Genomic DNA, 18,949 nt, shown 5'->3' with positions numbered 1-18,949 from the left:
GCGTGTACAAACCTTTTGTACTGGATGAGGCGCTGCGTTCACTGGATACCGTGCAACTGGCCAAGGTCAGCGGGCGGCTGGTGCGCATGTCCGGCATTTTGCTCGAAAGCCTGGGTTGCCATCGGGTGACCGGGCAGCGGTGTTATGTGGAGCAGGCTGACGGGGAGATGCTCGATGCCCAGGTGGTGGGCTTCAATCGGGATATCACCTACTTGATGCCGTTCAAAAAACCGGTGGGGCTGAGTTCGGGGTCGCGGGTGTTTGCCGCCAGGCAGGAAGAGGCCTTGCACATCGACGAGTCGTGGTTAGGGCGAGTGATCAATGGTCTGGGCGAACCGATGGACGATCTGGGCAAGCTCAGCGGGCGCGACACCCTGCAAGTCGAGTTGCCCAGGGTCAACCCGCTCAAGCGCCAACCGGTGAGCGAGCCGCTGGATGTGGGCGTACGGGCGATCAATGGCCTGCTGACCCTGGGTAAGGGCCAGCGCGTAGGGCTGTTTGCCGGCAGCGGGGTGGGCAAGAGTGTGTTGCTGGGCATGATCACGCGCCAGACCGAGGCACAGGTGGTAGTGGTTGGCCTGATTGGCGAGCGGGGCCGCGAGGTGCAGGAGTTTATCCAGCACTCCCTGGGTCCTGAAGGCCTGCGCAAGGCCGTGGTGGTGGTGGCCCCGGCCAACGAATCGCCGTTGATGCGACTCAAGGCCGCCGAGTTGTGCCACAGCATTGCGGCGTATTACCGCGACAAGGGCAAGCATGTGCTGCTGTTGATCGACTCCCTGACCCGCTATGCCATGGCCCAGCGTGAAATCGCCCTGGCTCTGGGCGAACCCCCTGCCACCAAGGGCTATCCGCCTTCGGTCTTCGGCATGCTGCCGGAGCTGGTCGAGAGTGCGGGCAACGGGGAAAGCAGCAGTGGCAGCCTGAGTGCGATCTACACCGTGCTGGCCGAAGGCGATGACCAACAGGATCCGATCGTGGACTGTGCCCGGGCCATTCTCGACGGCCATATCGTGTTGTCGCGCAAGCTTGCGGATGTGGGGCACTACCCGGCGATCGACGTGGCGGCCTCGGTGAGTCGCTGCATGAGTCAGGTGGCCGGGCGCCAACACCTGGGGGCGGCCCGTACGTTCAAGGAGTACAGCAGCACCTATGAGGGTATCAAGGACCTGATCCCGCTGGGTGGCTACACCCCGGGTATGGACCCGGTGACGGATCGTGCAGTCAAGCTGGCACCCAATATCGAGCGGTTCCTGCGTCAGGATGTTGGGGTCGGCGCACCGTTGAACCTGTGCATCGACACGTTGCAGAGCATCGTCAAATGACCGGTCGTGAAACAACGCTGCTTGTGTGTGGGAGCGGGCTTGCTCGCGATGGTCTTCAGGGCGCCGCATTGACTCAGCCAGTACGCGTCATCGTTGACGATCATCGCGAGCAAGCCCGCTCCCACAGAAGCAAAAATCGCTTGAGTGAACGGGGCATGCAGCCATGAAAAACCGCATCAACATGCTCAACCGCCTGGCCCAATTGCGCGGAGTCCAGGCGCGCCAGGTCATGGGCCGGGTCGGATATCAGCAGAACCTGTGCGACCGCTATCGCAACAACATTGCCGGGTTGACCCGACTGTGCGGCTTTACCAGCGCCACGACCACACCCTTGCAGCGCCACAACCAGCAACAGTACAAGGCGACGTTGCATGCCATGATCAATTTGCAGGTGCGCGAGCTGAAACTGGCCGAACAGACCCTCAAACGCATCCAGGACGAGTTGCAGCACGTGGTGCGCCAGGAGCAGGTGCTGGTCCAGGTTATCGAGGACAAGATGCGCCAGTGGCAGGCGACCCTGGCGCAACAGGAGCAGAAAATCCAGGACGGTCTGGCGAGCCAGACCTGGTGGCGCAACAAGGCGCAGGAAGTGTTTGGCTGATTTTTTGCCTTTTGTCCTTAAGCGGTTCGCCAAAGGGTCGCCTTTACACCGTATTACCCGTTCTGGAACCCATCATGGAAATCACTCGACAGCCTGTTATCAGCATCAGCCAGCCATCCGAGCTCGCCGCGTCCGGCAGCAGCGAGCGCAGCACGGGCGGTCCTGTGGCCCCGATCAGCGCACCGGCGCCGGTCAAGCCGGGCCTGGAACGCATCCAGTCGGCGCTGGGGCAATTGCCGCAAGTGGACCTGAGCAAAGTCGCGCAACTCAAGGCCGCCCTGGCCGCCGGTGAGCTGAGCAGCGACAGCGCCACGCTGGCCGGGGCCATGCTGACCTATCACCGGGGCGAGCGGTGAGCCAGCGCGAGCAGTTGCTCAAGGTTATCGAGCAGGATGTGCACGATGACCTGACTGGGTTTACACGGCTGCACGGATGCATGAGCCATCTGCAAGTGGCCTTGATGGCCCGCGAGTGTGACGCCATCACCACGGCCAATGAGCAGATCTCGGCGTTGATGGATGCCGCCGGTGCCCGTGCCCGGCGCCGCAGCCGGGTGCTTGAGGTGTTTCACCTGGGCACCGACACCCATGCGATGCAAAGCCTGATCGACCTGTACCCCCCCGATCGGCGCGCGACCCTGGTGCGCGCCTGGAAAACCCTGATCGTCAGTGTCGAGCGTTGCCGAGACCTCAATGAGCGCAACGGCAAGTTGCTGGCCATGCACAGCGAGATTTTTCAGCAGTTGGCCCATCACGACAGTGCCCAGGTGTATTCCCCTTCGCTTTGACCCGGTGCGTGCACAGCCAGCACCGGGTGCCTGCCCCCCAATCGTTTACCGCCACGTTGCCCTCAAGGGATTAATCAACTGTCCATTCAGGTCGCCTTCAACAAACAGGCCCTGACGATTAAGTGTGGGCGACAGGGCGGAAACGCACCTTCCACCCGGGGCTGAGAAAACCCGCGATGGGGAAGGTGAGTTTCTCGGTAATTTTATAAAAACCATTATAAATCAATAGGTTAAATGTTGGCATAGGCTTTGCTAACTACCTTGGATAGGAGAGATTAGACATGGCAATTGATACCAACTACATCCAGACCCAGGCCAAGATTCTTGCTGAATATGAAGTTCAGCGTGAACTGGCCCAGGCCCAGCGCAACGAGACCAAATACAAGGCACAGCTGGCGGCCGTGACGACTCTGGATACTGCGCTCAAGGCGCTCGGTTCAGCGGTCAAGGGGCTCAAGGGCACCGACAAGAGCATGCTGATCAACCAGGCGGTGTTCAGCAAGGAAGGCATGGCCAGTGCCACCCTCGGCCCCAGCGCCAAGGAAGGCAGCTACCAGTTTTTTGTCGAGCAACTGGCCAGCCGGCATCAGGTTGCACTCGGAGGCCTGGGTACCGATGCGGCATCCAGCGGCACGTTCTACATCAAGCAGAACGGCGAGGAATTTGCCGTGGACCTGAGCGCGGGCGACAGCAATGGCGACGGCAGCCTGTCCCAGGAAGAGCTGGCGGCGGCTATCAATGCCCACCCTGACAACAAGGGCGTAAAGGCCACGCTGGTACGCAGCGGCGGCGAAGTGACGATGGTACTGAGCGCCGAGGAAACCGGCGAAGCCAACCGCATTGAATTACGCACCGATGCCACTGGCAGTGCCCTGGAAGCCAGCCTGGGCAACCGGCAGGAACTGTCCAAGGGCCAGGACGCGATTGTGTACCTGGGTGCTGACGCCAGCGGCATGAAGTTGCAACAGGGCTCCAACACATTCAAGGACATGATCGACGGCGTCAGCCTGACTTTCAGCAAGGTGCATCAGGCCGGTGACGAGCCGCTGACCGTGAACATCAGCCGTGACCAGAGCGCCACCAACAGCAAGCTCAATGAATTTATCTCGGCGATCAATACGTTGTTCGCCACCTTCGACACGCTGACTTCGGCGGGGGGAGAAAAGGGCGGACGCGGGCCTCTGGCTGGCGACTCGGGCATCCGCGCGGTCGAGTCGATGGTCAACAACGTGCTGCGTACCCAGTTCAACGGTATCACCCTGATGGAATTCGGCATTTTGGCGGATTCCAGCGGCAAGTTGAAAGTCGATACCAAGGCGTTTGAAAAGATGCTCGACGCCAACCCGGATGCTTTTGAACAGCTCTTTTCCGGCAAGGGAAACATGATCGACAGCATGGACAAGAGCCTGGCGGTTTACACCAGCTCCAGCACCGGAGCGATGAAGGCCCGCAAGGACAACCTCAACAGCATGCTGCAGAAAGTCGAAGTCAAGTTCGACGAACTGGAGAACAAGTACCAGAACCACTACCAGCGTTACCTCAAGCAATACACCCAATTGGCGCAGGTCATGGCGTCGATGGAGCAAACCTTCAGCATGTTTGGATGATTTTGAAAAATGAATGATAGCTATGACGGGTACCGCGCAGTCGACCTTGAAGTCCGTGTGTGTGCCGCTTCGCCGTATGAACTGGTGCTGGTGATGTTCGATGGTCTGCTCGATGAACTGAGCAGGGCACGCGGGCACATCGAGGCCAGCCATTACGAACTCAAGGGCCAATCGCTGGAAAAGTGCATGAACATTCTCACCGCACTCAACAGCACACTCGATTATGAAGAGGGCGGTGAGCTGGTGCAGGACCTGTCACGGCTTTACGACTACTGCCTGCACCGTCTGGTGGACGTCAGTGTGTCCCTGTCGGTTACCGGTATTGATGAAGTTGTGCATCTGTTGGGGCAGATTCGTGACGGCTGGGAAGGTGTCAATGCCTCACACCATTGATTTGCGCCGCCTGGATCATCTGGGGCAATTGCTCAGTGCCGCGCTGGCCGCAGAGGACTGGGCGCGCATTGGCGAAATCGACGCGCTGATCCGCCAGGGCCTGCAGCGTTTGAGAGTCACCGGTGAGCTGGGCGCAGAGCTGCAGGCGCGCCTGGAGCCTCTCAAAGCCCTGCATGCCCGGGCGTTGCAGGGCTGCACGCGAGAATGCCAGCGTGTTGGCGGCCTGTTGGGCCGTCACACCGAACATGGGGAAGGGCGTCGCGCCTACTCCCTGCTCGATAGTGTGCAGGGGGAGGTCTAGTCATGGACATGTCCTTGTCGCTGCTCGGCGGAATCGGTGCCGCTTTTGATCCCCGTAACCTGCCTGTCGAGGATGCCCTGGTGATGGGCGATCTGGCGCCGCTGTTGTACGTGGCGCCGCAGCCCGAACTCGATCCGCCCTTGCCGTTGGCTGAATTGCCTGTGGAGCTGACCGCCACCGAGCCACTGCCCGAGGCTGAAGCCGAGGCGCAGTCCGGGCCGGCAGCCGAGCTGCAACAGGATCCTGTCGTGGACCCGCAGCAGTGGTTGAACATGATGCTGAGCCAGCAAAACGCCCAGGTTCAGGCCCGTGAGGTTGCTGCACCGGCGGTGCAAGCCGTGTCCGGTGAACGGCTGCTGGCCCGCATGGCGTCACACACCGCCCAGGAGCCGGTTGCCGCCCGTGATTCAAACCGAATGGCGCCGGTATCCGGGCAGGCCCGAACCCCCAGCGAGCTGCCCGTCGACGGGTTGGCAATGATGCTGGAAAAGCGCGATGCACCGGCAGTGCGAATGGTCATGCCCGTTATGAGTGCCGCCAGTGAAGGCGTGTCGCTGGCAGTGACCGCCACGCTCGAGGCGCTGTCGGGCACAGAGGGGGCTGCTGCGCCTGCGCCTGCGCCATTGACGCCGGCCCCCCAGACTTCAGGTCCGGTGCTGGAACGCGGGCTCAAGTTGGCAGAACCGCAGGCCCGCTGGGGGGAGCAAATGCTCCATGCCCTGCGTGAAACCGTCGAGGTGCAGGTCCAGCAACGTTTTCAGCAAGCCACGATTCGCCTGGACCCGCCTGAACTGGGCAGCCTGGAAATTTTCATCAGTCATGAATCCGGCCGCCTGAGCGTGCATATCTCCGCTGCCCAGACCGATGTTGCGCGTTTGCTGGCGGCCACCAGCGAACGCTTGCGCCAGGAACTGGTGGAGCAGAACAGCCTGCAAGTGAACGTGCAGGTGTCCAGCGATTCGCGAGGGCATTCCTCCCGTGATCAGGGCCGGTCAGCCCGTGAATCGGCCATTGCCGATGCCGATGCCGTACAGGATGGGCAGGCGCCCGCAGATTTACCCACGCAGCGCGACAACGGCGTGCTGGTGACCGTTTGACCTCCCTGGCGCCGTTGTACGGCCAAACCGAAACTGAACTCCAAGTGGATTGAACTTTTACATGTCGATGTCACGCGTCATTTTATTAATAGTGGGGCTCAACACGGTGATCACCGTGGGTGCAGCGGTGGGTGGTTATCTGTATTTGCGCCCGATGATCAAGGGTGCGACCGCAGGGGTGGTACAGCCGAGTAGTGACCTGGCGTTTTACCCGATCGAAAAAATTATCGTCAATCTGCCGGGGCAAGGGCGTGAGCGCTATGTGGTGCTTGATCTGGCCCTGCAGGCGGACACCAGTCTAAAAGCTGACACCCTCAAACAGATCGAACCGCTGGTACGCCATTCGGTGATCAGTTCGTTGTCTCAGCTTTCGTTTGATGAGTTGCGCCAACTGGGTATTGATCAGGTGCAAGGCCGGATCGAGACCCGGTTGCGACAGGACTTTGCCAGCAAGGGTCTGACAGCACCGTTCAGCGGTGCGCTGGTCAGCAAGTTGCTGGTGCAGTAACAACGCCATGAACAATCATAGTTTGGTCGATCACGGATCGAGTGGCGCAGATCACTGCCCGCAAACACTGACTCCGGATGTTGAGCAGCACTGGATCTTGAGCTACTTGCCGCTGGTCAAGCGCATTGTCAATCAGCTGTCGCTACAGGCCAGCCAGGTGCTGGACCGTGAGGACATGGAGCAGATTGGCCTGATGGGCCTGCTGCAGGGGTTGCGCCGCTACGGCACCCCGGATGAGCAGTTTGGGCGCTTTGCCGCCCTGCGTGTTCGCGGGGCGATTCTGGATGAACTGCGTCGCCTGGACTGGCGCCCCCGGCAAGTGCGCCAGCAGGCGCACAAAGTGCGCGACGCCCTGCGCAGCCTGACCCGGCAATTGGGTCGAGCACCCCGTGATGAAGAAGTGCTCAAGGCCACGGGGCTGAGCGAAACACAGTATCAAGGCTACTTGCAGGCAGAAGCGGCCGAAGCCATCGAAAGCCTCGATACCTTGCTGTGTGATGGCAGTCAGGACTTTCAACATTCAGGTCGCGGTGTTGAGGAACGTGTGCTCAACGAGCGCCTGTTGGCTCAGGCACTGGACCCGCTCAACGAGCGCGAGCGCCTGGTGCTGACGCTTTACTACCAGCATGAGTTGAGCCTCAAGGAAATCGGCCTGGTACTCGACATCAGCGATGCCAGGGTCTGCCAGATCAGCAAGCAGGCGATCGAGAAGGCTCATCATTTTTTAACCAAGAGTAATGTGACGTGCAGAAAATTTTAGGTGCAATCATCATCCTCAGCTGCGTGCTGGGGGGGTTCGCTTGGGCGGGTGGCTCACTGAACGTGTTGTGGCAGCCCTCCGAATTGTTGATCGTCGTGGGCGCAGCGCTGGGTAGCCTGATCATCGGTAACCCCAAGGAAGTCCTGATTGAAATGTGGCATCAGACCAAGGGGGTTTTTTCGTTCCGCCGCCGTGGCGAACAGTTCCAGCGCGAGCTGTTGATGTTGCTCTACGAGTTGATGGAAACCGTTGAAATAGGGGGGCTCAAGGCGCTGGATGCGCATATCGAGGAGCCTGAGCAAAGCGATCTTTTCAGCAAGTACCCGTTGATCCTTCAGGAAAAAAACCTGATGGCGTTTATTGCCGACAACTTTCGCCTGATGGCGATGGGCAAGATCAGCGCCCATGAGATGGAAGGCTTTCTGGAGCAAGAACTGGACGCCATGCATGAAGCCCTGCTGCTGCCGTCCCGTTCGCTGTTCAAGGTGGGTGAAGCCATGCCCGGTTTCGGGATTCTGGCCGCCATCCTCGGCATCATTATCACCATGGACAGCATCGGCGGCTCGGTCGCCGAAATTGGTGCCCATGTTGCGGCTGCGCTGGTAGGCACTTTCCTGGGGATCTTCTTCTGCTACTGCCTGATGGAGCCCTTGAGTAATGCGATGGCTCAGCGTATCCGCACCGAGATGTCGGCCCTTGAGTGCGTGCGCACCACACTGGTGGCGCATCTGGCGGGCAAGCCGACGCTGCTGGCCGTAGACGCCGGGCGCAAACTGATTGAGCAGGACGTCAAACCGACCTTCAAGCGCCTGGAAGACTGGGTGACGGCTTACGAGGACCGGGTCAATGAGACGAGCTAGCGAGTCAGGCGAGCAAATCATTATCAAGCGCCGCAGCAAACGCGGACATGAAGTGCTGCACAGCGGCGCCTGGAAGGTCGCGTTTGCGGACTTCACTCTGGCCATGATGGCGTTGTTCATGGTGCTGTGGATCATTCAGCCCCAGGCCGATGCAGAGCGTATGGCACTCAGGGGGGAGGGTTATGACACCGTGTTCGAAGGGGGTGCCGGTATTTTCGACGGTGTCAGTGCCGTGCCGCTTGAAAGCGCCGTGGCCCAGGAGATCGTAAAGGCCGATTCTGTGGCATCCCTGGCACAGCCACTGGCGCCAGACACAGCACCGCTGCAGGCCGAGCGCTACGAATCCGAGGCTGATATGCAGGAACTGGCCAGGCTGATGAGCCTGCTCGCCGAGCGTACGGATGCACTGGCCAATATCGAGGTGCAAGTCGTGCCCCAGGGTCTGCGAATTCTGATCAAGGATGATGCCACGCGCTTTATGTTCGAGCGGGGCAGCGCCCGCATCAATCCGCACTTTCGTACCCTGCTGGGGGCTTTGGCGCAAGAACTGGCCAAGATCGACAACAAGCTGATCATCAGCGGCCATACCGATGCCACGCCTTATCGCGGCAAGCGCGACTATGACAACTGGAACCTGTCCGGCGAGCGTGCCTTGCAAGCCAGGGGGGGGTTGGTCGCCGCGGGCTTGCCGGTCAAGGGCGTGTTGCAGGTTTCGGCCCAGGCAGATGGCATGCCCCTGCGCCCTGAGGAGCCGCAAAGCGGTGTTAACCGGCGTATCGAACTGCTGTTGCTGACGCGTCAGGCGGAGGCGCTGTACCGCCAACTGTTTGCTGACGGCCATGCGCGTTATGCGCCGGGCGATGTTGATTACATCCAGCCAGCAGCGGCTCGTGGGGTTAACTAGAAGGGTAATGTATTGCGCGGCAGGTAGCCGCGCAGATTCTATTGGCGGGCGCTCAGTTTACGCAGTCGCGCAGGCGTGCATCACTGACGCTCTGAATGTCGTCACGGTGCAGCTTGAGCACATGGTGCTGGCCCGAGTGCAGGGAGCAATAGATCTGGTACTCGCCATCGGCGCTGCCAACGATCGCCAGCTCGATCGGTTGATCACTCAGCTGGATCATGCGCTCGCTGAGCGTACGGGTCGTTTTGATCAGCTCCTTGACCTGGGGTTCCTGCTGATCGACATACATCACGGTATTGGTCCCTACTCTCTGCATGCTGGCATAGAGCTCAGGAGACGGCAGGGCGAAAAAGTAGCCGGCAACCGCCACGGTAATCGCGGTGATGGCCATGAACCGACGGCCCATGCCGGAGGGCGCCCGTGCAGGGGCTGCATAAGGCTGCGCGGTTGCCTGCCCGGTTGCCAGGGGGGGCAGCGGTGTGGCGCTTGCCAGCCTGCTTTGTTCAATGATGTAGGTTGGATTCAGGCGGTAGCCGCGACGCGGCACGGTCTGGATGATCTGCAGGTTTTTCTCGTCACCCAGGATCTTGCGCAGGGTATAGACCTGCTGGTTGAGACTGCCGGGGCCGACCACACGGTCTGACCAGGCATAGGCCACGAGGGTGTCGCGGTCGATCACCTGCCCGGGCTCTTGCAACAGACGTTCAAGCAGGCGACCGCCGGAAAACCCCAATTCGACAGTGCGTTTTTCTTCATCCTTGAACAATGTCAGCGTGTATAGCACCGGGCAGAATAAAGCATGTTGCTGGCTGTGACCGGTCTTCATATTCGCATCAAAAGTGTTCATTCAGAGGAGTCACCATGCTAGGGAGCGCAATCTTACGCTTCAGTCTTCGGCGACTCATGTAGGGTATTTCTGATTTTAATTAAGGGCGAATCGTAATCCCCCCTCAGCACTGAGCCTGAATGAAGCCGGCTAAAGCAAAGCCCTTGACGGGTTGTCCCCGCTCTTAATATTCACAAAAAGAGTGTTCTTTCAAAGGGTTAACCTGTCGAGGTGCAGCTCTACTTTCCGGTATCCAAAAGCACTCTGTCGGGCCTGTCCGAACGTGACGCTTGGGTAAATGGCTAACACTCGCGTAATGCCTGTACGAATCATGCCAAACAGCGGAAAGCCTGCTTCCCTCTGGCGGAAGAGCCAGGGTACAGAGGAGGAAAAACACGCTTTGGAGGGCCTCGTAAATTTATAATAAGTGCATATAAAACAACAAGATAAAAAATATCTAAGAGGTGGCATGGTCCCTGCAATGAGGCTGAGAACTGTTTGTAATAATCGTGATGCAATGGCCCACCCAAGACCGCAGGCATGCAGAGTCTGGCCGACAAGGGTGGCGGGCTTGACCCTGTGTTGCTTGCGGATCGCCGCCCTCTGCAAAGACATTTTCAATGGACAAACCCATAGATGTGACCCGCCCCTTGATGCCCGCCCTGCAGGCCCCGCAAATCTAAGGCGAGTTGATCTCCACGCCGTATACCTTTGCGGCCACGGCCTATGCCCTGGTTTGGAATCACCTGATTACCCGATACCGGCCACCGCGATCACCCTGCACGACTGTCTGGGGCTGCCCCATTCAACCCAGCCGGGACTGGATGCTCGACGAGGTCGGCATGGAGCAATGGCGCAAGGCCTGATTGACAGACCTGTGAACATGGCCCGCTCAGCGGGCCATTTTTATTGGGACGAGAAAAGCATGGGTGGAGCAGGAGGCGTTTTCATCCCCTCCGTCCTCTCACACCACAGTGCGTCAGGATAAAAAAACGCCCCCGAATCACTTCGGGGGCGTTTTTGTTCAAGCGTCCTGCCTTGGGTTTTAGCCCAACAAGGACATAACCATGCTCGGCATTTGCCCGGTTTGCTTGAGCATGGAGATGCCCGACTGCATCAGCATGGAGTTCTTGCTCATCATCGCGCTTTCGCTGGCGAAGTCGGCATCCATGATGCGCCCACGGGCCATTTCGGTGTTGTCCTTGACGTTGGACAGGTTGTTGGCGGTGTGGTTGAGGCGGTTGATATTGGCACCAAACTGGCCGCGCAGTTCGCCCACGCTGTCCAGCGCAGCGCTCAATGCGGTGATCTGGGCGTTGGCGGCGGTGCTGGTGGAGATTTCAGTGCCGGATACCGGGGCTGCGCCGTAGCTCTTAGACAAGCCGCCCAGTTCAGTGCCCAGGCCGGAGGTTTGTGCCGACAGGTCAAGGTCGAGGGTCTCTGCGGCGCTGGCGCCAATCTGGAACGCCACGGCCGAACCGAATTTGCCGGTGGTGCCGTCACTGCCGAACAGTTTTTCGCCAGCGTAAGCCGTGTTCTCCATGATGTTGTGCATTTCTTTGCCCAACTCGTCGTACTCGGCCTGCATCGAGGTGCGGTCGGCGTCGCTGTTCGTTCCGTTGGCAGACTGTGTGGCGAGGTCTTTCATGCGCTGCATGATGTCGGTCAATTCGTTGAGCGAGCCATCAGCGGTCTGCAGCAGCGAAGACGCGTCGCTGACGTTACGCAGGGCCACCGCCATGCCTTTGGACTGAGCGTTCATGCGGGTAGCGATCTGCAGGCCAGCGGCGTCGTCAGCGGCAGAGTTGATGCGCAGGCCAGTGCCCAGGCGCTGCTGGTTGACGGCCAGGGCGTTGTTGGTCTTGTTCAGGTTGGTCTGGGTCAGCAGCGAGGAGTAGTTGGTGTGGATAGTCAGGGCCATGATCGAAATTCCTGGTGAGCATTGAGTGTTGAAATTGTGGCGGTGCAGCTTGTTCTGCCCGCTGACACTCAAAAGGCGACCGATGATTCGACGCACTTAAATCCCTTGGCAAATTATTTTCCAGGCGGCTCAAAGGTGCTGCTGACCTTGCCGCTGCCGATCACCTTGGCCTCGATGATTTTACCGCTGGCGGTGTTCTTGACCCTGATCACCATGCCCAGGCGTCCGTCCTGCTGGGCCTCACCCTGGGTGCTGGCATGAATGTCACCGTGGTTGGCAAGTACCGTCACGCGTTCGCCACGGCGGACCAGCCAGGGCGCAACCAGCATGTCCCGGGTCAGCACTTGCTGGCTGCGGGTGCGTCGCTTGGCGCTCAGGCCGACCACCTCATCCACCTTGTTGAAGAGCCCGGTGCTCTGGCGGGTCACCGGTACTTCCTGGTACCCGAGCATGGCCTGGGTGATGAGTTGCCCGCGCTCAATGATCTGCGCGGCGGCCACCGCCCGGATAAACACCGTGGCCTGGCTGGTGACGTCAACCGACCACTGGGGTGCAGCGCACGTGAGGGTCAGGCGCACGCGGCCTTAGCCCCGCCAGTCATGCCCGCTGCTGTCTATCTGTAGTGGCTGCTCGCAGGGGGCGGTGGGCGCCCCTTCAGGCAGGGCAAAGACCTTGTGGGTCAAGCGCGACGCTTGCCAGCCCTGGTCTGCGGTTTTGTCTATCAGCTGCAGGGTGAAGTACTGCCCCACGGCTTGATCGATTTGCCGGTCAAGGGCCTCGTCGGCCACCGCCGCGGAGCAGGCCAGCAACAGTAGAGCGCCGATGGGCGCGCAAGAGGAAATGCGCCTTCCTCCTGGTGCTCCCTTAGATGCCTGAAGCGGAAGCAAAGCGGCCGCTAACACTCTTCGTGTATTCATTTAATTTCTTTTAAATCAGCAAGTTAAACCTGTTTTTTGAAGTGGGCACGCTTCCTGCAATTACCTGCGGGCAAGAGGCATGACCTCAACTTCAATCAATGGTACAGGCAATGAGTATAAGGATAGATGACGCGCTCGGTGTGCATACGCGTGCGCTCGGGCTGCATATGAAACGCACCGAAATTCTGGCCGCCAACCTGGCCAACGAAGACACCCCGGGGTTCAAGGCCCGGGATCTGGACTTCGCCGCAGAAATGGGCCGCAACGCGTCATCTTCCGGTCTGAGCACGCAGGCCCGCCTGCAATACCGCGTACCGGCGCAGTCAGCACAAGACGGCAACACCGTGGAGTTGAGTGTGGAGCAGGCCGCCTTCGCCAAAAGCACGTCGGACTACCAGACCAGCCTGACCTTTCTCAACATGAAATTTCGAGGCCTCAAACAGGCCATCGAAGGACGCTGAACACTATGGCTTTTGACTCCATTTACCAGATTGCCGGCTCTGCGATGAATGCCCAGACCGTGCGCCTGAACACCGTGGCCAGCAACCTGGCCAACGTGGATTCCGCCGCAGGCGCCGCCAAGGATGTTTATCAGGCTCGCAAGCCGGTATTCGCCGCAGTTTACGAAAACAACGAGTTGAGCCGAGGCGTCGGCATGGGCGGCGCCCACGTGCAGGTCATGGATGTGGTGACGGCGGGGCGCGAAGCGAAAACGCGTCACGAACCCGACCATCCCCTGGCTGATCGCGCCGGCAATGTGTACTACCCGGACATCAGCGAAATCGAAGAAATGACCGACATGATGTCCGCCACTCGCAGTTTTGAAACCGGGGTGGAAGTGCTCAACCGTATCAAGAGCATGCAGCAAGGCCTGCTGAAATTGGGAGAAGCCTGATGAGTACAGTCAACAATGACAACGTCACCCCGGGGGGTGGCGGTCAACAAGGCCCCAAATCCAACGGTGCCGAAATGCAGAACACCTTCATTCAGTTGATGGTTGCGCAAATCAAGAACCAGGACCCCACCAAACCGGTGGACAGCAGCGAGTTCCTTAGCCAGTTCGCCACCATGTCCCAGGTACAAAGCCTGGAAAAAATGTCGGCACTGACTGAAAACAACATGGTGCTACTGGAAAACCTGCAGTACCTGAGCGCCTCCACGCTGGTGGGGCAGGTGGTCAAGGTGGCGGTTGATGAACTGAACATCACCGACAAACCGATCCAGGGTGAGGTGGAACTGGAGCACAGCGCTTCGGATCTGGTGGTAGTGCTCACCGATGCCAACGGCGTGAAGACCGAAATTCCACTGCCACCCAGTGAGCCTGGCCGTGTCGGTTTTGAAATCGATCCGCAGGCGCTGGGGCTCAAACCGGGCAAATACGATATCGAGGTCAAATCCAGCAGCGGTGAAAGCCTGAGGGTTGAAGTCAAGGGCAAGGTCAGCAGCGTGCGCCTGGGCGGTGACGGGCCGGTGCTCGCCATTGAGGGCGTGGGGGATGTGCCGTTCTACAAGATCACCGAGTTCAGTGAACCCACGCCGTTAACCAGCTTCCTGCCACGCAGTGGTTCCAACCCGTTTCAGCGCTCTCTCAGTCAATTTGCACAAGGCCAACGTTCATGAGTTTCAATATTGCCCTGACCGGCCTCAATGCCGTGTCCCAGCAACTCAACAGCATCAGTAACAACATTGCCAACTCCGGCACCGTGGGCTTCAAGTCATCGCGTACCGAGTTTGGCAGCCTGTACTCCGGCACCCAGGCGATGGGCGTCGGGGTACTGGGCCAGACCCAAAGCATGGGCCTGGGCGGCTCGCACTTTGCGACAGGCAACAACTTGAACCTGGCGATCTCCGAAAGCGGTTTTTTCGTAACCCGCAGCTCAAGCGGTGATATCAACTACACCCGCGCCGGTGCCTTTGGCAAAGACCGCGACAACTATCTGGTGGATGCCAGCGGGCAATTTTTGCAAGGCTACCCAGTCGATGCTGCGGGCAATCTGCAGGTCGGTGTGGTGGGCGATCTGCGCCTGCAAAACGGCAATCTGGGGGCCAAGGCCACGGACAAAATCGATTTTGCCGTCAATCTGGACGCCAACAAGGACGTGGTCACAGTCACGCCGTTCGACCCGACCAACCTCAACAGCTACACCAGCACTCAAACCACGCCGGTGTACGACTCCCAGGGCAAACAGCATTCGCTGACGCAGTATTTCGTCAAGACCGGGGACAACACCTGGGAGGCCCATTACTACGTTGGCAACACTGAGGTGGGCGGCCCCGAGCCGATGACCTTCGATACCAGGGGCCAACTGAGCACCCCGGTGGGGCCGGTCAATATCAACTTCGCGCTGCCGGGCGTGGATGCCATGAACATCAATATCGACTACACCCGCAGCACCCAGAGTGCCTCGGATTTCGTGGTGGCCACCAACAATCCGAACGGTTATCCCGCAGGTGAAAACACCGGTGTCACCGTAGAGAAGGATGGCAAGGTCTATGCCACCTACAGCAACGGTGAGCGGATGCTGCAAGGCCAGGTGGTGTTGGCCAACTTCATCAACCCCAACGGCCTGAAAAACGAAAACGCCACGCGCTGGAGCGCCACGGGCGAGTCGGGCAACCCGTTGATAGGCACCCCGGGCACCGGCCTGTTTGGCGACCTGACGGCGGGGGCGCTGGAGAACTCCAACGTCGACATGACCCAGCAACTGGTCGGCCTGATGGAAGGCCAGCGTAACTACCAGGCCAACAGCAAGGTGTTGTCGACCAACAAAGAGCTGACCCAAGTGCTCTTCAACTCCATTTGAGGCTGACCCATGGATCGTTTGGGATACACGGCAATGACCGCCGCCAGCCGCACGATGACTGCCCTGGCCGTGCGCTCCAATAACCTGGCCAACGTCAACACCCCGGGCTTTCGCAGTGATCTGGAACAGTCCGTCAGTGTGCCGGTGCAAGGTTATGGCTACGACAGCCGCCATCTGGCAATGGCCCAGAGCAATGGCGTGAACCTGGCAGCTGGCGCGCTCATGGCCACCGGCCGGGACATGGATTTTGCGATCAAGGGCCCGGGCCTGATCGCGGTACAGGGGCAGGACGGCGAAGCCTATACCCGTCACGGCAGCTTGCAGGTGGACGCCGACATGCAACTGACCATCAATGGCCGTGCGGTACTGGGCGAGGGCGGGCCGATCGTGCTGCCCCAGTTCGACTCCATCCGCATTGCCAACGACGGACGTATTTCCGTGTTGCCCCGGGGTGAGCCGCAGATGGTCGAAGTCGACCAGATCAAGCTGGTGGATGTGCCCGCGGCCCAACTGAGCAAGGACAACGCCGGGCTGCTGGTAACCCGCGATGGCATGCCTGCAGCCACCGACGAGAACGTGCAACTGGCTTCGGGTTTTCTGGAGGCCAGCAACGTCTCGGCCATTGATGAACTGGTGGGCACCATGAGCCTGAGCCGGTTGTTCGAGACCCAGGTAAAGATGATGAAAGCCGCCGAGGATTTGTCCACGGCGGGTAACAGCTTGATTCGCGCCAATTGATGGCCGACAGGAATTAACACATGAGCTCCGCACTCTGGATCAGCAAGACCGGCCTCGCCGCGCAAGACAAGGCGATGGCCACCGTGGCCAACAACCTGGCCAACGTCAACACCGTGGGTTTCAAAAGCGACCGCGTGGTGTTCGAGGATTTGTTCTACAGCATCGAAGTCCCGCCCGGCGCCCAGGCCGATGAAGTCAATACCGTGCCTTCTGGCATTCAACTGGGCAGCGGCGTGCGGGTGGTGGGCACGCAAAAAGTCTTCACCGAAGGCAATATCCAGACCACCGGCCAGCCGATGGACCTTGCCATCAGTGGGCCGGGCTTCTTCCAGATAGAAGGCCCCAACGGTGAGACGTACTACACCGAAAGCGGGCAATTGCAGCTCAATGCCGAAGGCATGCTGGTCAACACCCAGGGCTTGCCTCTGACCCCGGCGATCCAACTGCCCGTAGGGCACAAGAACTTTATGGTGGGCACCGACGGTATTGTCACAGCGGTATTGCCGGGCGGCACCGAGCCGGTGCAGCTGGGGCAGATCACCCTGGTCAACTTTGCCAACCCGTCAGGCTTGCAGGCCCTGGGCGGCAATCTGTATCAGGAAACCGTCGCCAGCGGTGTGCCGGTTGAAGGTGTTGCCGGTCAGGACGGCCTGGGTGTGCTCAAGCAGGGCCAATTGGAAGGGTCCAACGTCGAAGTGGTGGAAGCCATGGTCTCGATGATGGCCATCCAGCGTGCCTATGAAGCCAATGCCAAGGTACTGGACGCCTCGTCCGGTATGTTGCAGTTCCTCAACCAGACCGTCTGAGCAGGATTATGCGTATTTTCATCCTGTTCTCTCTGCTGTTGGTGCTCGGCGGTTGCCAGAGCTTCAACGAAATCCTGCCTGACGAGGATTCCAGTGCTTTTGAACCGCCGCCGCTGGATTACAGCGTTCCACCGACCAGCAGTGGCGGGCTGTACCGTTCGGGTTTCGGCGGCTCGCTGTACCAGGACAAACGTGCGGTACGGGTGGGGGATATTCTGACCATCGTGCTCGATGAGTCGACCCAGTCGAGCAAAAGTGCCGGCACCAGCTTTGGCAAAAAATCCGGCGTGGGCATTGATGTGCCGACCATTCTGGGCAAGGCCTATCCCAACCTGGAAACCAAGCTGGGTGCGGGGCGTGACTTTTCCGGTTCCTCCAACAGTTCGCAGCAGAACACCCTGCGAGGCTCGATTGCGGTAACGGTGCACAAGGTGCTGCCCAACGGCACCTTGCTGGTCAAGGGCGAGAAGGCGCTGCGCCTCAATCAGGGCGACGAATTCATCCGTCTGGCCGGACTGGTGCGCATGGACGATATCAACCGCTACAACCAGGTGTCGTCCCAAAGTGTGGCCAACGCCCGTATCTCCTATGCCGGGCGAGGCGTGCTGAACGACAGCAACTCGGCAGGCTGGCTGACGCGCTTCTTTGCCAGCCCCTTGTTTCCGATGTGAGTGGACAGTTTTTTATGCGAAGCATTTTATACAGTGGGCTGGCGGCGCTGGCCCTGTTGCTGGGCATGCCAGCACACACGGCGCCCTTGATGGATCTGGTGGATATTGAAGGGATCCGCTCCAACCAGGTGATTGGCTATGGCCTGGTGGTGGGGCTGGACGGCAGCGGCGACAAGAATCAGGTCAAGTTCACCAACCAGTCAGTGGCCAACCTGATCAAGCAGTTCGGCATCAACCTGCCGCCCAATGTCGATCCCAAGCTCAAAAACGTGGCCGCAGTGACCGTCACCGCGAGCATTCCGGCATCGTACAGTCCCGGGCAGTCCCTGGACGTGACGGTCTCGTCCCTGGGCGATGCGAAAAGCCTGCGCGGCGGTCAACTGTTGCTGACCCCGCTGATGGGGGTGGACGGCGAAGTCTATGCACTGGCCCAGGGCGCCGTGGTGGTGGGCGGGGTCAAGGCTTCGGGGCGCAGTGGCTCCAGTGTGTCGGTCAACAGCTCCAACTCGGGCCTGATCCCTAACGGGGCGACGGTCGAGCGGATGATCCCCAGCGATTTCAACGAACGCAGCGATGTGATGCTCAACCTGCGCAAACCCAGCTTCCAGACGGCCAGCCGGGTTGCCGAAGCGGTCAACGCACGTTTTGGCGCCGGCAGCGCCACGGCCCTGAATGGCACCAAGGTGTCGGTCACGGCGCCGATTGCTACCAGCCAGCGCGTCAGCTACATGGCCATCCTTGAATCCCTGGACGTGCAGGAAGGCAGAACCCGGCCCAAGGTGGTGTTCAACAGCCGCACCGGCACCGTGGTGGTGGGGCAAGGGGTGCGGGTCAAGGCGGCGGCGGTGGCTCACGGCACCTTGACCGTGACCATCAGCGAAACCCCGCAAGTCAGCCAGCCGGGCGCGTTTTCGGGCGGGCAGACCGCCGTTGTCCCGCGCTCCGACATTGATGTCAGCCAGCAGCGCAACCCCATGTTCGCCTGGCCCGACGGTGCCGACCTGGACAGCATCATCAAGACGGTGAACAGCCTCGGGGCGACGCCGGATGATGTGATGAGCATATTGCAGGCACTGGAACAGGCCGGTGCCCTGAACGCTGAATTGATCGTGATTTAAGGCCCTTT

Annotated in this window: 24 protein-coding genes; 20 read left to right on the top strand and 4 right to left on the bottom strand. The window is 59.9% G+C overall.

Translation table 11 applies throughout. The annotated features are described in order from the left end of the window. Window positions 1–2: 2 nt before the first annotated feature. The 12 genes from fliI to TU76_RS08575 all read left to right on the top strand — a co-directional run bounded on the left by fliI (window position 3) and on the right by TU76_RS08575 (window position 9,140). Window positions 3–1,322 carry a flagellar protein export ATPase FliI gene (fliI, locus tag TU76_RS08630; RefSeq protein ID WP_048351461.1) on the top strand — a complete coding sequence of 440 codons (1,320 nt, stop codon included), beginning with the start codon at window positions 3–5 and terminating at the stop codon, window positions 1,320–1,322. 163 nt (window positions 1,323–1,485) lie between these two features. Then, a complete protein-coding gene (locus TU76_RS08625) occupies window positions 1,486–1,923 on the top strand; it encodes a flagellar FliJ family protein (protein ID WP_048351460.1) in 438 nt (145 codons plus the stop codon). Between the two features lie 74 nt (window positions 1,924–1,997). Further along, window positions 1,998–2,279: a flagellar biosynthesis anti-sigma factor FlgM gene (locus TU76_RS08620; RefSeq protein ID WP_048351459.1), complete on the top strand. Its 282-nt coding sequence runs from the start codon at window positions 1,998–2,000 to the stop codon at window positions 2,277–2,279. Further along, a complete protein-coding gene (flgN, locus tag TU76_RS08615) occupies window positions 2,276–2,710 on the top strand; it encodes a flagellar export chaperone FlgN (RefSeq protein ID WP_048351458.1) in 435 nt (144 codons plus the stop codon). The genes TU76_RS08620 and flgN overlap by 4 nt, the downstream gene beginning before the upstream one ends. 281 nt (window positions 2,711–2,991) lie before the next feature. After that, window positions 2,992–4,317, top strand: a complete 1,326-nt coding sequence (gene fliD / locus TU76_RS08610; RefSeq protein WP_048351457.1) for a flagellar filament capping protein FliD — start codon at window positions 2,992–2,994, stop codon at window positions 4,315–4,317. 9 nt (window positions 4,318–4,326) lie between these two features. Continuing rightward, window positions 4,327–4,710, top strand: coding sequence for a flagellar export chaperone FliS (gene fliS, locus TU76_RS08605; RefSeq protein ID WP_019825470.1), 384 nt, complete (start codon window positions 4,327–4,329; stop codon window positions 4,708–4,710). Continuing rightward, window positions 4,694–5,011 carry a hypothetical protein gene (locus tag TU76_RS08600; RefSeq protein ID WP_019825471.1) on the top strand — a complete coding sequence of 106 codons (318 nt, stop codon included), beginning with the start codon at window positions 4,694–4,696 and terminating at the stop codon, window positions 5,009–5,011. Before fliS ends, TU76_RS08600 begins: the two co-directional genes overlap by 17 nt. Window positions 5,012–5,013: 2 nt before the next feature. Further along, the gene (locus TU76_RS08595; protein WP_048654680.1) at window positions 5,014–6,108 is read left to right on the top strand and encodes a flagellar hook-length control protein FliK; all 1,095 of its coding nucleotides are present in this window, start codon (window positions 5,014–5,016) and stop codon (window positions 6,106–6,108) included. A 61-nt stretch (window positions 6,109–6,169) separates the two neighbouring features. After that, window positions 6,170–6,616, top strand: a complete 447-nt coding sequence (locus tag TU76_RS08590) for a flagellar basal body-associated FliL family protein (RefSeq protein WP_048351456.1) — start codon at window positions 6,170–6,172, stop codon at window positions 6,614–6,616. 7 nt (window positions 6,617–6,623) lie between these two features. Further along, window positions 6,624–7,376: a FliA/WhiG family RNA polymerase sigma factor gene (locus TU76_RS08585; RefSeq protein WP_048351455.1), complete on the top strand. Its 753-nt coding sequence runs from the start codon at window positions 6,624–6,626 to the stop codon at window positions 7,374–7,376. Then, complete coding sequence (gene motA / locus TU76_RS08580; RefSeq protein ID WP_019825479.1) at window positions 7,361–8,236, top strand: flagellar motor stator protein MotA; 876 nt, start codon at window positions 7,361–7,363, stop codon at window positions 8,234–8,236. Before TU76_RS08585 ends, motA begins: the two co-directional genes overlap by 16 nt. Then, the gene (locus TU76_RS08575) at window positions 8,223–9,140 is read left to right on the top strand and encodes an OmpA family protein (RefSeq protein ID WP_048351454.1); all 918 of its coding nucleotides are present in this window, start codon (window positions 8,223–8,225) and stop codon (window positions 9,138–9,140) included. Before motA ends, TU76_RS08575 begins: the two co-directional genes overlap by 14 nt. Window positions 9,141–9,192: 52 nt before the next feature. On the opposite strand, the gene TU76_RS08570 is transcribed toward TU76_RS08575, so the two are convergent. The 4 genes from TU76_RS08570 to TU76_RS25385 all read right to left on the bottom strand — a co-directional run bounded on the left by TU76_RS08570 (window position 9,193) and on the right by TU76_RS25385 (window position 12,696). Beyond that, entirely contained in the window at window positions 9,193–9,987 is a 795-nt protein-coding gene (locus tag TU76_RS08570; RefSeq protein ID WP_019825484.1) for a winged helix-turn-helix domain-containing protein, read from the bottom strand. A 1,024-nt stretch (window positions 9,988–11,011) separates the two neighbouring features. Continuing rightward, window positions 11,012–11,887 (bottom strand): lateral flagellin LafA, encoded by an 876-nt coding sequence (gene lafA, locus TU76_RS08565; protein WP_019825486.1) that lies wholly within the window; start codon window positions 11,885–11,887, stop codon window positions 11,012–11,014. A gap of 113 nt (window positions 11,888–12,000) precedes the next feature. Continuing rightward, window positions 12,001–12,465, bottom strand: coding sequence for a flagellar basal body P-ring formation chaperone FlgA (gene flgA / locus TU76_RS08560; RefSeq protein WP_167523329.1), 465 nt, complete (start codon window positions 12,463–12,465; stop codon window positions 12,001–12,003). Window positions 12,466–12,471: 6 nt separating this feature from the next. After that, window positions 12,472–12,696 (bottom strand): hypothetical protein, encoded by a 225-nt coding sequence (locus TU76_RS25385; RefSeq protein WP_167523328.1) that lies wholly within the window; start codon window positions 12,694–12,696, stop codon window positions 12,472–12,474. Between the two features lie 218 nt (window positions 12,697–12,914). Here TU76_RS25385 and TU76_RS08555 point away from each other — a divergent pair, with 218 nt between their 5' ends. From TU76_RS08555 to TU76_RS08520, 8 genes are read left to right on the top strand one after another with little or no spacing between them, the layout of a single operon-like run. Further along, window positions 12,915–13,265, top strand: a complete 351-nt coding sequence (locus TU76_RS08555) for a flagellar basal body protein (RefSeq protein ID WP_019825490.1) — start codon at window positions 12,915–12,917, stop codon at window positions 13,263–13,265. A gap of 5 nt (window positions 13,266–13,270) precedes the next feature. Beyond that, the gene (gene flgC, locus TU76_RS08550; protein ID WP_048351453.1) at window positions 13,271–13,699 is read left to right on the top strand and encodes a flagellar basal body rod protein FlgC; all 429 of its coding nucleotides are present in this window, start codon (window positions 13,271–13,273) and stop codon (window positions 13,697–13,699) included. Next, the gene (locus TU76_RS08545; protein ID WP_048351452.1) at window positions 13,699–14,424 is read left to right on the top strand and encodes a flagellar hook capping FlgD N-terminal domain-containing protein; all 726 of its coding nucleotides are present in this window, start codon (window positions 13,699–13,701) and stop codon (window positions 14,422–14,424) included. Before flgC ends, TU76_RS08545 begins: the two co-directional genes overlap by 1 nt. Further along, window positions 14,421–15,608: a flagellar hook protein FlgE gene (gene flgE, locus TU76_RS08540; RefSeq protein WP_019825495.1), complete on the top strand. Its 1,188-nt coding sequence runs from the start codon at window positions 14,421–14,423 to the stop codon at window positions 15,606–15,608. Before TU76_RS08545 ends, flgE begins: the two co-directional genes overlap by 4 nt. A 9-nt stretch (window positions 15,609–15,617) precedes the next feature. Beyond that, entirely contained in the window at window positions 15,618–16,346 is a 729-nt protein-coding gene (locus TU76_RS08535) for a flagellar basal body rod protein FlgF (protein ID WP_037032268.1), read from the top strand. 20 nt (window positions 16,347–16,366) lie between these two features. Further along, window positions 16,367–17,152 carry a flagellar basal-body rod protein FlgG gene (gene flgG / locus TU76_RS08530; RefSeq protein ID WP_019825501.1) on the top strand — a complete coding sequence of 262 codons (786 nt, stop codon included), beginning with the start codon at window positions 16,367–16,369 and terminating at the stop codon, window positions 17,150–17,152. 8 nt (window positions 17,153–17,160) lie between these two features. Next, on the top strand, window positions 17,161–17,823 hold the full coding sequence (gene flgH, locus TU76_RS08525; protein WP_019825503.1) for a flagellar basal body L-ring protein FlgH: 663 nt from the start codon (window positions 17,161–17,163) through the stop codon (window positions 17,821–17,823). A 14-nt stretch (window positions 17,824–17,837) separates the two neighbouring features. Beyond that, complete coding sequence (locus tag TU76_RS08520; RefSeq protein ID WP_019825504.1) at window positions 17,838–18,941, top strand: flagellar basal body P-ring protein FlgI; 1,104 nt, start codon at window positions 17,838–17,840, stop codon at window positions 18,939–18,941. The last annotated feature ends 8 nt before the right edge of the window (window positions 18,942–18,949 follow it).

Origin of the sequence: Pseudomonas psychrophila (assembly GCF_001043005.1) — a bacterium.
Taxonomy (GTDB): Bacteria; Pseudomonadota; Gammaproteobacteria; order Pseudomonadales; family Pseudomonadaceae; genus Aquipseudomonas; species Aquipseudomonas psychrophila.
The sequence above is the reverse complement of the archived record's forward strand: the minus strand, read 5'-3'. Positions and strand labels throughout refer to the sequence as shown.

Bases quoted from the DNA above. Each gene is read 5' to 3' on its own strand.
- TU76_RS08625 (WP_048351460.1), top strand. From the start codon at position 1,486: ATGAAAAACCGCATCAACATGCTCAACCGCCTGGCCCAATTGCGCGGA.
- TU76_RS08620 (WP_048351459.1), top strand. From the start codon at position 1,998: ATGGAAATCACTCGACAGCCTGTTATCAGCATCAGCCAGCCATCCGAG.
- fliD (WP_048351457.1), top strand. From the start codon at position 2,992: ATGGCAATTGATACCAACTACATCCAGACCCAGGCCAAGATTCTTGCT.
- fliS (WP_019825470.1), top strand. From the start codon at position 4,327: ATGAATGATAGCTATGACGGGTACCGCGCAGTCGACCTTGAAGTCCGT.
- TU76_RS08600 (WP_019825471.1), top strand. From the start codon at position 4,694: ATGCCTCACACCATTGATTTGCGCCGCCTGGATCATCTGGGGCAATTG.
- TU76_RS08595 (WP_048654680.1), top strand. From the start codon at position 5,014: ATGGACATGTCCTTGTCGCTGCTCGGCGGAATCGGTGCCGCTTTTGAT.
- TU76_RS08590 (WP_048351456.1), top strand. From the start codon at position 6,170: ATGTCGATGTCACGCGTCATTTTATTAATAGTGGGGCTCAACACGGTG.
- TU76_RS08585 (WP_048351455.1), top strand. From the start codon at position 6,624: ATGAACAATCATAGTTTGGTCGATCACGGATCGAGTGGCGCAGATCAC.
- TU76_RS08575 (WP_048351454.1), top strand. From the start codon at position 8,223: ATGAGACGAGCTAGCGAGTCAGGCGAGCAAATCATTATCAAGCGCCGC.
- TU76_RS08570 (WP_019825484.1), bottom strand. From the start codon at position 9,987: ATGAACACTTTTGATGCGAATATGAAGACCGGTCACAGCCAGCAACAT.
- lafA (WP_019825486.1), bottom strand. From the start codon at position 11,887: ATGGCCCTGACTATCCACACCAACTACTCCTCGCTGCTGACCCAGACC.
- TU76_RS08555 (WP_019825490.1), top strand. From the start codon at position 12,915: ATGAGTATAAGGATAGATGACGCGCTCGGTGTGCATACGCGTGCGCTC.
- flgC (WP_048351453.1), top strand. From the start codon at position 13,271: ATGGCTTTTGACTCCATTTACCAGATTGCCGGCTCTGCGATGAATGCC.
- TU76_RS08545 (WP_048351452.1), top strand. From the start codon at position 13,699: ATGAGTACAGTCAACAATGACAACGTCACCCCGGGGGGTGGCGGTCAA.
- flgE (WP_019825495.1), top strand. From the start codon at position 14,421: ATGAGTTTCAATATTGCCCTGACCGGCCTCAATGCCGTGTCCCAGCAA.
- TU76_RS08535 (WP_037032268.1), top strand. From the start codon at position 15,618: ATGGATCGTTTGGGATACACGGCAATGACCGCCGCCAGCCGCACGATG.
- flgG (WP_019825501.1), top strand. From the start codon at position 16,367: ATGAGCTCCGCACTCTGGATCAGCAAGACCGGCCTCGCCGCGCAAGAC.
- flgH (WP_019825503.1), top strand. From the start codon at position 17,161: ATGCGTATTTTCATCCTGTTCTCTCTGCTGTTGGTGCTCGGCGGTTGC.
- TU76_RS08520 (WP_019825504.1), top strand. From the start codon at position 17,838: ATGCGAAGCATTTTATACAGTGGGCTGGCGGCGCTGGCCCTGTTGCTG.